At 56.3% G+C, this 12,976-nt stretch carries 11 protein-coding genes; all 11 read left to right on the top strand.

What is annotated here, in order from left to right:
- The first annotated feature begins 61 nt into the window (after window positions 1-61).
- The 11 genes from BUB13_RS10885 to BUB13_RS10935 all read left to right on the top strand — a co-directional run bounded on the left by BUB13_RS10885 (window position 62) and on the right by BUB13_RS10935 (window position 12,955).
- On the top strand, window positions 62-1,654 hold the full coding sequence (locus tag BUB13_RS10885; protein WP_072908782.1) for an ATP-binding protein: 1,593 nt from the start codon (window positions 62-64) through the stop codon (window positions 1,652-1,654).
- Window positions 1,647-3,059, top strand: coding sequence for a sigma-54-dependent transcriptional regulator (locus tag BUB13_RS10890; RefSeq protein WP_072908783.1), 1,413 nt, complete (start codon window positions 1,647-1,649; stop codon window positions 3,057-3,059). The genes BUB13_RS10885 and BUB13_RS10890 overlap by 8 nt, the downstream gene beginning before the upstream one ends.
- Before the next feature lie 270 nt (window positions 3,060-3,329).
- Window positions 3,330-3,740: a hypothetical protein gene (locus BUB13_RS10895; RefSeq protein WP_072908784.1), complete on the top strand. Its 411-nt coding sequence runs from the start codon at window positions 3,330-3,332 to the stop codon at window positions 3,738-3,740.
- A gap of 11 nt (window positions 3,741-3,751) precedes the next feature.
- On the top strand, window positions 3,752-5,896 hold the full coding sequence (locus tag BUB13_RS10900; RefSeq protein WP_139249359.1) for a coiled-coil domain-containing protein: 2,145 nt from the start codon (window positions 3,752-3,754) through the stop codon (window positions 5,894-5,896).
- A 29-nt stretch (window positions 5,897-5,925) separates the two neighbouring features.
- Entirely contained in the window at window positions 5,926-6,288 is a 363-nt protein-coding gene (locus tag BUB13_RS10905; RefSeq protein ID WP_072908786.1) for a response regulator, read from the top strand.
- Between the two features lie 30 nt (window positions 6,289-6,318).
- Complete coding sequence (locus BUB13_RS10910; protein ID WP_072908787.1) at window positions 6,319-6,678, top strand: STAS domain-containing protein; 360 nt, start codon at window positions 6,319-6,321, stop codon at window positions 6,676-6,678.
- A gap of 11 nt (window positions 6,679-6,689) precedes the next feature.
- On the top strand, window positions 6,690-8,822 hold the full coding sequence (locus BUB13_RS10915; protein ID WP_072908788.1) for a chemotaxis protein CheA: 2,133 nt from the start codon (window positions 6,690-6,692) through the stop codon (window positions 8,820-8,822).
- Between the two features lie 43 nt (window positions 8,823-8,865).
- Window positions 8,866-9,351, top strand: a complete 486-nt coding sequence (locus BUB13_RS10920) for a chemotaxis protein CheW (RefSeq protein ID WP_072908789.1) — start codon at window positions 8,866-8,868, stop codon at window positions 9,349-9,351.
- Window positions 9,352-9,523: 172 nt separating this feature from the next.
- Complete coding sequence (locus BUB13_RS10925) at window positions 9,524-11,563, top strand: methyl-accepting chemotaxis protein (RefSeq protein ID WP_072908790.1); 2,040 nt, start codon at window positions 9,524-9,526, stop codon at window positions 11,561-11,563.
- A 67-nt stretch (window positions 11,564-11,630) separates the two neighbouring features.
- Window positions 11,631-12,470, top strand: a complete 840-nt coding sequence (locus BUB13_RS10930; protein ID WP_072908879.1) for a CheR family methyltransferase — start codon at window positions 11,631-11,633, stop codon at window positions 12,468-12,470.
- Window positions 12,467-12,955 carry a chemotaxis protein CheD gene (locus BUB13_RS10935; RefSeq protein WP_072908791.1) on the top strand — a complete coding sequence of 163 codons (489 nt, stop codon included), beginning with the start codon at window positions 12,467-12,469 and terminating at the stop codon, window positions 12,953-12,955. The genes BUB13_RS10930 and BUB13_RS10935 overlap by 4 nt, the downstream gene beginning before the upstream one ends.
- Window positions 12,956-12,976 lie beyond the last annotated feature (21 nt).

Consider the following 12,976-nt stretch of genomic DNA (forward strand, 5'->3'; position numbering starts at 1 on the left):
GATATATTTAACCACTCAGTTGTAACAAGCAGCCTTCACCCCCGGAAAAGACAGGGCTTCCGTGATAAGCGCAGAGTCTCTTGCAACAGAACAAAGCGACCTGGGCGTGCTCTACCAGTACGCTCCTCATGCCATGCTGGTCATCAACAGCGAGCGCAAAGTTGCTGAGCTGAACCAGTCGGCACTGCAGATGTGCAATCTCGATCGAGAACAAGCGCTGGGTCGATATGGTGGAGATCTGTTCCGTTGCCAACACGCCGAAAGTGGCTGCGGCATCGGTTTCGAATGCAGCCAATGCCTGGTCAACCAGAATGTCCTGACCAGTTTGCTCGAGCGAAAAAGCAGAAAAGACCAGGTCGCGACCCTGACAACCATCACGCCGCAGGGCCCGGTACTTAAACATTTGAAAATCTCGGCGACACCTGTCGATTTTGCTGATGAATCGATGGCACTGGTCTGCATCGAAGATATCAGTGAACTGATACAGCAATTGCAGTACAGCGATGAAAACGAATACCGGGTCCAGCACTTCTACCGTCAGTTCGAGACCCTGCTCAACGCGATCGACGATCCGATCGGGCTGATCGATGATAACTATGACCTGCTCTGGGCCAACGACAGTTACCGAGACCTGCAGCAAGAGATCGGCTGCGATCACAATGGCCTGATCTTTCGCAACTACTTCACCGAACCGGACTCATACCCGCTGCAACGCTGCTTTGCCAGCGGCAAACGAGTTGAATCAGATGTCGCTACCAACGATGGGCGTCTCTGGCAGCTACGCTCCTTTCCACTCTCGACCGGGAAAGATCAGCAGCAAGCGCTACAGATCGCTATCGATATCAGCGAAAAAGAACAGTTGCGCGAGAAAGCAGCCCGCAGCAGCAGGCTTGCGTCCCTCGGCATGCTGGCCGCCGGGGTGGCCCACGAAATCAACAATCCGAACGCATTCATCATCTACAATAGTGATATCCTGCGGGAAATCTTCACCGAACTGCTCCCTTATCTGCATCAGCAGAACCCCGCACTGGAGAGCGTCGAAATCAACGGCCTCAGCTGGTCCGAGCTGGAAGAGGAAATGCCGAACATGCTGTCGGCTATCCAGGAAGGCGCTCAGCGGATCAAGCGGATCGTCGCCGACCTGCGCGATTACGCCCGAGGTGAAAGCAACAGCAGCTTCAAACCGATCGACCTCAACAGCGTCGCCGATGCCGCCGTGCGACTGGTGCAGAACCCGCTGAAGAACAGTACAACAAGCTTCTCGTTAGAGCTGGCCTCAGACCTGCCACCAGTTCATGGGGATTTCGGTCGACTGGAGCAGGTGGTCATCAACCTGCTGCTCAACTCCTGCCAGGCGTTGACCAGTCAGGATCAGGCGATCTGCCTCCGCACCAGCCAGCAGCAACCAGGGCAAGTCACACTCCAGGTGATCGATGAAGGGCATGGAATTCCAGCGGAAATCCTGCAATCCATCACCAAACCTTTCACCACAACCAAGGGAGAAAGCGGCGGCACCGGTCTCGGTCTCTCGGTCTCGAGCAGGATCGTCAAAGCACACGGCGGAAAACTCGAATTCAGTTCGCCGCCAGGCGAGCCAACCTGCGTCACCCTGCAGCTTCCGGTTTATACGGGCGAGGAACAGGCCGATGTCTGACAGTCAACCGCGCAAACCGATACTGATCGTCGATGACGAACCGACCTGGATCAACAGTCTCGCCCTCTCGCTGAAAGTTTCGGCCGGCTTGAACAACGTCGAAAAGTGTAGCGACAGTACGCTGGTACCGCAATTACTGGAGGAAAACAGTTACAGCCTGGCGCTACTCGACTTGACCATGCCGAAGCTGTCGGGAGAAGAACTGCTGGAACTGATCGCTGAAAAGCACCCCCATCTCCCGGTAATCATCATCAGTGGCATCAACCAGATCGAAACGGCCATCCGCTGTGTCAAACTGGGAGCGGAAGATTTTTTCGTCAAAACCGACGAGCGCAAGCGTGTCGTCGCCGGAGTCCAGCGCGTGCTGGAACAGAGCCAGCTACGGCAGGAAAGCCGCAACCTGACCGAAGTTCTGTTGAGCAAAGAGGATGGGCCAGCGTTCAACCTGCCGGGATTGATTTCCAACAACCCGGAAATGAAGAAAATCTTCGGCTACCTGCAGGCGATCTCCCGCAGCAGCGAACCGGTGCTGATTACCGGCGAAAGCGGGGTCGGTAAAGAGCTGATTGCCAAGGCACTGCACCAGGTCAGCTGCCCGGATCGCCCCTGGGTCGCGGTCAACGTCGCCGGGTTGGACGACACCATGTTCTCCGACAGCCTGTTCGGCCACGTCAAAGGTGCTTACACCAGCGCGGATCAAACCCGCTCCGGCATGATCGAGCAGGCACAGGACGGAATCCTTTTCCTCGACGAGATCGGCGACCTGTCGATCGCCTCCCAGATCAAGCTGCTGCGCTTGATTCAGGAGGGCGAGTATTACCCTCTCGGCAGCGATAAGCCGCGTAAAATCAAAGCGCGTATCCTGGTCGCCACCAACCAGGACCTGCAGGCCAAAGAAGCCGCCGGAGAATTTCGCCGCGACCTGCTCTATCGTCTCTGGGCTCACCGGGTTGCCATCCCACCGCTGCGGGAGCGGAAAGAGGACATCCGCGGACTGCTCGATCATTTCCTGCAGGAAGCCGCCGAATCGATGGGCAAAAATGTACCGACCACTCCGCCGGAACTGGTGCCGCTGCTGCAGACCCACAACTTCCCCGGCAACGTTCGCGAATTGCGCGCCATGGCCTTTAATGCTGTCAGCCTGCACCGCCGGGGAGTCCTCTCGATGGTCGGCTTTATCGACATGTTGCCGACTCCAAGCGGTAAAACCGAAGCGGTCACCCTGCCGGAAGAATCGCGGCCCCAGGTCAGCTTCAACGACGTTCTGCCAACCATCAAACAGGTTAACGAACTGCTGATTGAAGAAGCGATGAAGCGGTCTGGCGACAACCAGACGCTGGCCGCCCGCCTGCTCGGCATCTCCCACCAGGCTCTTAGCCGGCGCCTGAAGAAAAACAACGAATAAATTCCGCTATTTCAGTTCAAATTCCCCCCACTAAACCCCTTCAACTTTTGTTGCAGCCTCAACTTTTGTTGAAAGCAGACACATTAGCAATTTCACACAGTTAGCCACCTCTCATCTTCTGTTGCAATTTTTGTTGCAGGGGTCGAAAAATGTCAACATCTTGAAAACACAAGCAGTTTTCAAGAAAAACAGCAGCTTGCAGCAACTCGATTAACTGGCATGAGTATTGCCTAATAAAAGCCAGACAATCTTCAAACTTATGGGGAAACAATGGCCAGAATTCTATTAATCAATCCGGACACGCAACATTGTGCAGATATCAAGTTCCTGCTGCATTTGAACGGTTACCAGATTGAATCCTGCGACACCATTGATGAGGGGATCAACCGGTTCAAAATTTTCCAGAAACTGGACAACGCTTTCGATCTGGTCCTGATTATTCCGGACAAACAGCTGCTGGGCGAACTGGAAACTCTTCAGAGCAACCCGTTCTGCGACAACCTGATCATCGTGCACGAGAAAAAAGCCCGTGCTACAGGGCCCAAGCCAAGCTTTTCCAACTATTCCATCTGCGATCCGAAACTGGTTCTCGACTGTGTCAAATACCACCTCAAAAAAGCCCCGGACGACATCCCTGTCCGCAACAACGGACAATCAACCAACCTGCACGAGCAGCTGTAATGGAGGTGCCGATGACGACAAATGAGCACCCGCTGACCGGGTTGGTAAAAATGTTGGAGCAGGTCGTTACCAACTCCGAGGACGACTTCATGTCCCTGGGGATGAACCTGCAGAAAGTACAGATGATGTCTTCGGCGCAGCGGCAGAAAATTGCTGCCGCCATGTCTTTGCTCAAGGCCGACGAAGAGACTGGGCTGATGCAGCAGATCTCCAGCTACGTCAGCCAGAGCCAGCAGGACACAGCTGCAGCGCAGCAGACTGCTGCCAACCTGTGTGACGAACTTTCGCAGATGCTGCAGGTGATGAAGGCGATCGACAAGGACAGCCACGCGCTGGAAAAGACCGGCTTGTTCCTGCACGTGATCGGCATCAACACTGGCATCGAATGCTCGCGCTACAGCCAGATTGAATCGACTTTCAAGGTCGTTGCCAACGACACCATCAATCTGGCAGAGCAGATCCGTAAGGCGACCAACACACTGCTCGACAAATCGCAGCAGGCGAGCAACGAACAACAGAAAACCCTGCAGGATGCAAAACATAATATCGCCTCCCTTGAGGACCTCGCAAAAGGGTCGAAGCAGGCAACAGAAATGGCACTGGGAAAGGTTTCCGAGCTGGTCGACTACTCGATTTCCATGGTCAACGAAGCAGAGCAGAGTGCACAAGCGATCGGCGCCGAGATCAACAAGGTGGTCATGGGAATCCAGTTCCACGACAACCTGCGACAGCGGATCGAGCATGTCAATGAAGCCCTGTTGGAGTGCCCGGCCCAACCACAAACAGTTGAAGATGAGCAGGCCTGCACAACCTACCTCTCGGTGGAGCTGCAAAAAGCCCAGCTCGACAACCTGGTGAAGGAGCTAGATGATCTTTTCAGCACCCAGTCACAGGCTATCGGCAACATCATGCAGCAAGTCTCGGGACTGGAAACCCGGTTGGCCGGCATGGGCAGCGAGCAGGATGCCCAGGGGACGGAAAACCCGGTTGCAGTCTTGATGCGCGGGATCGCATCGCTCGAAGAACTGAACCAGGACAGCCTCTCCCTCGGCGAAAAAATTACTGCCAGTGCGCATCGCGCCGAGCAGATCGTCGGCGAGATGAACGATGCCATCCAAACCACCTTCGCCATCGCCAACAACGTCAAGATCAACGCGCTCAACGCCATCATCAAAGCCGCAAAGTTCGGTCGTGCCGGTATGTCGCTGCAGGTGCTGGCGCAGGGGATGGTCACCACTTCGCAGAATACGCGCACGCTGATCAGCGATTTCAATCAGCGCCTGGAGCAACTGCACGCGCTGACCGCGCACGATCAGCAACTGCTCGAAGGCTTAAAGCAGGGTAACAGCGAAGGGTTCAGCAGCCAGCAGATGCAACAGGTGTTTGAAGATTTTCGCAGTGAACTGCAAACCTGCACGAACGAGTGCAGCACCTTGGCAGACGGCCTGCAAAAAGAACAACAGGGGCTGGTTTTTATTTCCCAGCTGCGCGATGCCATCGAGATTCAGGCCGAACAGCTCGGCCGGTACGCCACCAGCATCGAGCCACAGAACAAAGAGCTGCTGGCGAAGATGCGTAGCGAATTCGGTAAGCAGCTGGAACAACGCTATACCATGAACGAAGAGCGCGCCATCCATCAGCAGATCCGTGGTGGTGACGCCGCTGACATCGACCTCTTCGCTGACGACCAGGCTGCAGGCGAATGCATGTTCTTCGACGACGAACCTGCCGCAACACCGTCAGCTGCCAGCGATGACGTCGACCTCTGGGGGGAGACACCGGCCCCAGCGGAAGTGCCCGAACCGGCCAACGACGATGTCGAATTGTGGGGCGATGAGCCGGCAGCACCGGCAGCTGCCACAACGGCTGACGACGTTGAGCTCTGGGACGATGAGCCCGCAACAGAGGCCGCCAGCAGCAGTGATGATGTCGAGCTGTGGGGTGATGCTCCGAGTGCACCGGCGGCAGAGCAAACGACTGATGACAGCGTCGAGCTCTGGGACGATGACGCTCCTGCGGAAGAGCCTGCAGCTGCCGCCGACGGTAACGAGATTGAACTTTGGGACGACACCCCTGCCGAGGCAGATCCGGCAGAAGACGATAAGAAAAAAAATAAAAAAGAAGACGATTTCGGCGCCAACGTCGAACTGTTTTAAGACCTCGTAGCAAAGGGAGAACAACTCTTATGTCCGCAACTATTCTGACTGTCGATGATTCCAAAAGTATCCGCCAGATGGTCTCTTTTACTCTGCAACAGGCTGGCTACACGGTGATTGAAGCCGAAGACGGCCAGGACGCACTGACCAAACTGACCCCGGCGGTCAAACTGGTCCTCTCCGATTTAAACATGCCGAACCTTGACGGTATCGGCCTGATCAAGGCGATTCGCGCCAACCCGGCAACCAAGTTCCTCCCGGTCGTCATGCTCACGACCGAAAGTCAAGGCGACAAGAAGCAGGAAGGTCGCGCTGCCGGAGCCACCGGCTGGATCGTCAAGCCGTTCAACCCGGACCAGCTACTTGGTGTTGTCAAGAAGGTTCTCGGCTAAACCATCCCACCATTCGACGAGGATAAAGAGATGCTGAATATCCAACAGGACGTCGAGCAGGATCGCCTGCTGCTCAAACTGGAAGGGGACGCCACGATTGAAACGGCGTCGCAGCTGCACCAGGCCCTGCTCGAAGGGCTGCAGAATTACAAGGACGTGCAAATTGACTGCAGCGCGATCGAAAGTATCGATCTCTACGCCCTGCAGATGCTCTGCAGCGCTCATCGCTCTTCCGTCGCATGGGAAAAAAGCTTTACTTACAGTGGAATCCTGTCGCCGGCAGCAGTCAGCGCCATCGCCACGAGCGGCCTGAAGCGTGATCATGGCTGCTCCCTCTGCCCTGATGGCGTCTGCTGTATGTGGGCCGTGTCCTGCACCTCTTCTTCTTAAGGATCTCAGCCATGCTCGATCAACAAAAAGAAATTTTCCGCGAAGAAGCTGCCGAACTGCTGAGCGATCTGGAGGACTCCCTGCTGGAACTGGAAGAGTCACCGGAGGATATGGACCTGGTCGCCAAGGTGTTCCGCTCGATGCACACCATCAAAGGCTCCGGCGCCATGTTCGGCTTTGATGACATCGCCGCCTTCACCCACGAAGTGGAAACGGTCTACGACCTGGTGCGTAACGGCGAAGTCCCGGTGACCAAAGAACTGGTCAGCAAATCGCTGGCAGCGCGCGACCATATCAGCAGCCTGCTCAGCGGTGAAGATATCGATGAAGCGCGCGGCGAAGAGCTGGTGACGGCGTTCCAGCAGATGGTACCCGGACAGCAACCAGCCGCCCCGGTCGAAACCGCTCCCGAAGATTTAGGTTATGGACTCTTTGACGATGCGCCTGTCGAACCGCCAGCGCCTGTCGCCGAGGCTCCTTCAGCAAACGCCGATGCCACCTATCGCATCAGCTTGAAGCTCGACCGTCACATCATCAACACCGGGACCCGCCCTGACGGCCTGTTGCGCGAACTGGCCGAACTCGGGCCGCACCAGATGGTGGCTCACACCGGCGATATTCCGAGCCTCGACCAGCTGGCGCCGGAAGAGTGCTACCTGCACTGGGATATCATTCTCACCACCGACCAGGGGCTCAACGCCATCAAGGACGTCTTCATCTTCGTCGAAGATGATATCGAGCTGAAAATCGATGTCATCGATGATGGCGAAGATCCCGACGCCGACGTCGATTACATGCGCATCGGCGAGATCCTGCTCGCCCGCGGTGACATAACCCAGCAGGAGTTGGACGAAATCCTCGGCCAGAACAAACCGATCGGCCAGAAACTGATCGACTCCAATGTCGTGCCGCAGGAAAAGATCGAATCGGCGCTGAAAGAGCAGGAAATGGTACGCGCCGCGCGGACCCAGCGCAAAGCGCAGGAAACCGCCACCAGCGTCCGGGTCCCGGCCGAACGGCTCGATTACCTGGTCGACATGGTCGGCGAGCTGGTCACCGTGCAGGCGCGGCTGTCGCAGGCCGCCGGGATGCGTGAAGATTCCGAGCTGGTTGCCATCGCCGAAGAGGTCGAACGCCTCACTGCCGAGCTGCGTGACAACTCTTTGAGCATGCGCATGCTGCCGATCGGTACCACCTTCAGCAAATTCAAGCGTCTTGTACGCGACCTGTCGAACGAGCTGGGCAAGGATATCGAACTGAAAACCTCCGGTGCCGAGACCGAGCTGGACAAGACGGTCATCGAAAAACTCAACGACCCGATGGTTCACCTGATCCGCAACAGCCTGGATCACGGTATCGAAGCCCCGGATGTCCGCGCCGCAGCCGGCAAACAGGCAACCGGCACCGTGCTGCTGACGGCAGCACACTCCGGCGACAGCGTCGAAATCACAATCCAGGATGACGGTAAAGGTCTCGACCGCGATGCTATCTTCGAAAAAGGGGTGGAAAAAGGACTGATCAGCGCCGACGCCAAGCTGAGCGACACGGAAATCTATAACCTGATCTTCGCCCCCGGCTTCTCCACCGCCAAGGTGGTCAGCAACGTCTCCGGCCGTGGCGTCGGCATGGACGTCGTCAAGCGCTCGATCGATTCGCTGCGCGGCAGTATCAGCATTGACAGCCAGCAAGGGGTCGGTTCAACCATCAGCATCCGCATTCCGCTGACACTGGCGATCGTTGAAAGCCTGCTGGTCAGCGTCGACAACGAATCCTATGCCCTGCCGCTATCGATCGTCGAAGAGTGCGTTGAGCTGACCCGGCAGGACATCGCCAATGCCCACGGCCGTCACCTGGTCAACGTACGTGACCAGATCGTTCCTTACATCCCGCTGCGGCAGGAGTTCGAAGCGATCAGTGAGCCGCCCGACGTTGAGCAGGTGGTCATTACCAACCTCAACGGCAACCGGGTCGGTTTCGTTGTCGACCAGGTGGTCGGTCAGCACCAGAGTGTCATCAAAACGTTGGGTCGCATGTGCAAGGACGTCAAAGGGCTCTCCGGGGCCACCATCCTCGGTGACGGCACAGTGGCGCTGATTCTGGATGTGAATCATTTAGCCAAAAAAGTAGAGCAGGAAGCTGCTTAATCATTACCTTGTTGCCTGATCAGTATCTGGAAAGGAGAAAACAATGGGTGAAACCGAAGGGATCGACAGCAACCAATACCTGACATTCAAACTGGATGACGAGGTATTCGGCCTGGAGATCGGCAAGGTGCGTGAAGTGCTCGACTTCACCAACGTCACCCGGGTGCCGCAAACACCCGAGTTCATGCGCGGAGTCATCAACCTGCGCGGGAGTGTTGTGCCGGTCATGGATTTACGGCTGAAGTTCGATATGGCGCAGGCCGAAGACACCGTGAACACCTGCATCATCATCACCGAGATCGAGATGGACGGTGAAACGACAGTTCTCGGCGCGCTGGCCGACTCGGTTCAGGAAGTGCTCGACCTGGAACCGGAGCAGATCGAACCGGCCCCCAAAATGGGGACCAAGCTGCCGACCGATTTCATCAAGGGAATGGGCAAGCAGGAGGAGCACTTCGTCATCCTGCTCGACATCGACAGGGTCTTCTCCGTCGAAGAGATTGCCGAAGTAAAAAGTTCAGCGGCCTGATTGGCAAAAAATGTCAGCAGTACGCCCGTCAATAATTGAAGTACCACAGCATAGACGAAGCCACATAAGCACCTTCCCCGGTTTGGCCTATGCAGATAACTGTTTAAACACGGGCTCAAAAAGCATAACAAAACAGGGATCTGTAACAGCTAATAACTAGAGGAGGTCACACATGGGTTGGAAAAATCTGAAACTGGGGAAAAAACTGGGTATCGGCTTCGGCCTGATGCTGATTCTGATCACCGCCGTCGGTCTTTGGTCTATCTTCGGCATCAGCGGGATTGTCGGCAACGCGTCTGAGGTTATCGACGGCAACAAGCTGCGCGGGATCATGGTGCAGCGGGAAGTCGACCATCTCAACTGGGCCAACAAGGTCAATGAGCTGCTGACCGACGAAAAAGTCACCAAGCTGGAAGTCCAGACCGATCCGAAACAGTGCGGTTTCGGTAAATGGTACTACGGCGAAGGGCGTAAACAGGCCGAACAGATGGTGCCTGCCATTGCCCCGTTGCTGGCCGATATCGAAAAGCACCACACACACTTGCATGAATCGGCTGTCCATATCGGCGACGCTTTCCATCAGGCCGATGTTCACCTGCCGAAGTTTCTGGCAGAAAAAGAGGCGGATCACCTGAAATGGGTGAATGTGGTCCTCACCTACTTAGCTGAAAACAATGGCCGCCTCAACGTACACACCGACCACAACACTTGCAAACTGGGCAAGTTTCTCTACGGCGAGGAAGGGCGCAAGGTCGCGAAGTCCGACCCGGAAATGGCGCGCTTGATCGAGGCAATCAAGGAACCACATATGCACCTGCACGAGTCCGCCATAAAGATTCAAGATGCGGGTCGTGACATGAACCGAGCCCACCACATCTTTGAAACCGAAACTGTTGTGGCCTTGGAAAAAACTTCCGGTACCTTGAACAAAATGAAAGATCGGGCTTCGGAAATGCTGGCAGGCATGCAAAAAGCACAAACGATCTATGCTTCTGACACCAAACCGGCGCTCCACAACGTCCAGGAAATACTCGGCAATATCAACAAAACCGTTGAAGCGAACGTGATGACCGACGAGCAGATGCTTGCCGCTGCCGGCAAGACCCGCTGGGGCGTCATCATTATGGTCATCATCGCCCTGCCGATCGGGGTCGTCGCTGGTCTCGTTATCGCCCGCGGCATCGTCAACCCGATCCGCCAGGGGGTCCAGTTTGCCGAAACCATTGCCAGCGGCGACCTGACCGCGACCGTTGACCTTGATCAGCAGGATGAGGTCGGCCAGCTGGCCCAGGCGCTCAACGGCATGGTCGACCGGCTGAAGCAGGTCGTCATGGACGTCAAGATGGCTTCGGAACAGGTCACCGATGGCAGCCAGCAGCTCAGCTCCAGCTCGGAAGAGATGAGCCAGGGTGCGACCGAGCAGGCGGCAGCAGCGGAAGAAGCCTCCAGCTCGATGGAGCAGATGGCCGCCAACATCCGCCAGAACGCCGACAACGCCATGCAGACCGAGAAGATCGCGGTCAAGAGCGCGGAAGATGCCAAGGAAGGTGGCGAGTCGGTCGCCCAGACGGTCACCGCGATGAAGAATATCGCCGAGAAGATCTCTATCATCGAAGAGATCGCCCGCCAGACCAATCTGTTGGCGTTGAACGCCGCCATCGAAGCAGCCCGCGCCGGTGAGCACGGCAAAGGTTTCGCCGTTGTCGCCGCCGAGGTCCGCAAGCTGGCCGAACGCAGCCAGAACGCAGCCGCGGAAATCAGCGAGCTGTCGAGCACCAGTGTCGAAGTCGCCGAACAGGCGGGTGAAATGCTGGCCAAGATGGTGCCCGACATCCAGCGCACTGCCGAACTGGTGCAGGAAATTTCCGCCTCCAGCAAGGAGCAGGATACCGGCGCCGAGCAGGTCAACAAGGCGATCCAGCAGCTGGACCAGGTCATTCAGCAGAACGCTTCGGCTTCTGAAGAGATGGCTTCGACCTCGGAAGAACTTTCCAGCCAGGCCGAGCAGCTGCAGGATACCATCGGCTTCTTCAAAATTGACATGGGCGCTGGCTTCCGGGCTGCCAAGCCGCAACCACGGGTCTCCCAAGCAGCGTTACCGTCACCGAAACGCCCCGCACCGAAAGCTCCACAAGCCACGACTGGTGGCGGTCTGGATCTGGATATGGGCGCCGATGGCGACAAACTGGATGATGAATTCACTCGTTTCTAAATCATGATTGATCCGATGGGGAGCGGGCGACCAGCCCGCTCCCCGTTCTTGCCATGTGAGCACCCTTATGCAAGCGACCCTGAGCCAAAAAGATTTCGACCGCTTAAGTCAGTTTATCTACAACGAGCTGGGCATAAAAATGCCGTCGAGCAAAACCACCATGTTGACCGGCCGGTTGAACAAAAGGTTGCGGGCATTACGACTGAAGAATTTTACCGAGTACTGTGATTTCCTTTTCAGTGACAAAGGCAAAGAAGAGGAGATGGTTCACCTGATCAACGCGGTGACCACCAACAAAACCGACTTTTTCCGCGAGCCCTCCCATTTCGATTACCTGGTCAACACGGCTCTGCCGGAACTGGAAGAGCTTCGCCGCTACGAGCCGCGCCGTAAGCTGCGCATCTGGAGTGCTGGCTGCTCGACCGGGGAAGAGCCTTACACCATGGCGATGGTGCTGGCCGAGGTCGCGGAACAGAACAAAAGCTTCAGCTTCGATATCCTCGCCACAGATATTTCGACCCGAGTTCTCGATGTCGCCCGCCGCGCGGTTTACCCGATGGAACGAATTGATCCGGTCGACAACCTCTATCGGCGCAAATACCTGCTGCGCGGCAAAGACAAACAGAATCCGCAGATCCGCATCGTACCGGAACTGCGCAAAAAGATCCGCTTCGGTCGCCTTAACTTTATGGCCGCAGATTTCGGCCTGCCGGAGATGGTCGATATCATCTTCTGCCGCAACGTCATCATCTACTTCGACAAGCAAACCCAGGAACAGTTGATGAACAAGTTCAGCCGCTACCTGAACCGGGGTGGCTATCTGTTCCTCGGTCATTCGGAATCGTTGCACGGCTACCAGACACCCTTTACCCAGGTGGCGCCGACGATTTACCGGAAGTTGCAATGAGCCTGCCCTGTCGGAGTCTGGACAAGATTTTCCTGCACCCGGGGGAACTGGCCATCGCGGTTGAGCCGACGGAAATTACCACCGTTCTCGGCTCCTGCGTTTCATTGGTCCTCTACAGTCCCCGGCTGCGCATTGGAGCCATGTGCCATATCACCATGCCGAACGGCACAGAGATAAAGCCCGGCAAATATGCGGATCAGACAATTGAATTCCTGTTGGCCGAATTCCAGCGCAAAGGAATAAAGCGGCGGGAAACCATTGTCAAACTTTTCGGTGGCGCCGACATGTTCAGCACTAAAGACAACCGCAGAATCGGTACAATCGGAGCCGAAAATGTGCGCAGCGCCATCGCTACCCTCAACCGCTCCGGCTATGAGCCGATGGTCACCGATATCGGGGGGCCTCAGGGGCGCAAACTCATATTCTACTCAGATACCGGCGAAGTCTTGCGTAAATGGGTAAAAAAAGAATTGCTCACTTTTTGATTTCAGGCCGATATAACGGTT

It is taken from the genome of Malonomonas rubra DSM 5091 (assembly GCF_900142125.1).
In the GTDB taxonomy this organism is placed as follows: domain Bacteria; phylum Desulfobacterota; class Desulfuromonadia; order Desulfuromonadales; family Geopsychrobacteraceae; genus Malonomonas; species Malonomonas rubra.

Excerpts from the sequence above, each read along its gene's own strand:
- BUB13_RS10890 (WP_072908783.1), top strand. The coding sequence starts at position 1,647 with ATGTCTGACAGTCAACCGCGCAAACCGATACTGATCGTCGATGACGAA.
- BUB13_RS10895 (WP_072908784.1), top strand. The coding sequence starts at position 3,330 with ATGGCCAGAATTCTATTAATCAATCCGGACACGCAACATTGTGCAGAT.
- BUB13_RS10900 (WP_139249359.1), top strand. The coding sequence starts at position 3,752 with ATGACGACAAATGAGCACCCGCTGACCGGGTTGGTAAAAATGTTGGAG.
- BUB13_RS10905 (WP_072908786.1), top strand. The coding sequence starts at position 5,926 with ATGTCCGCAACTATTCTGACTGTCGATGATTCCAAAAGTATCCGCCAG.
- BUB13_RS10910 (WP_072908787.1), top strand. The coding sequence starts at position 6,319 with ATGCTGAATATCCAACAGGACGTCGAGCAGGATCGCCTGCTGCTCAAA.
- BUB13_RS10915 (WP_072908788.1), top strand. The coding sequence starts at position 6,690 with ATGCTCGATCAACAAAAAGAAATTTTCCGCGAAGAAGCTGCCGAACTG.
- BUB13_RS10920 (WP_072908789.1), top strand. The coding sequence starts at position 8,866 with ATGGGTGAAACCGAAGGGATCGACAGCAACCAATACCTGACATTCAAA.
- BUB13_RS10925 (WP_072908790.1), top strand. The coding sequence starts at position 9,524 with ATGGGTTGGAAAAATCTGAAACTGGGGAAAAAACTGGGTATCGGCTTC.
- BUB13_RS10930 (WP_072908879.1), top strand. The coding sequence starts at position 11,631 with ATGCAAGCGACCCTGAGCCAAAAAGATTTCGACCGCTTAAGTCAGTTT.
- BUB13_RS10935 (WP_072908791.1), top strand. The coding sequence starts at position 12,467 with ATGAGCCTGCCCTGTCGGAGTCTGGACAAGATTTTCCTGCACCCGGGG.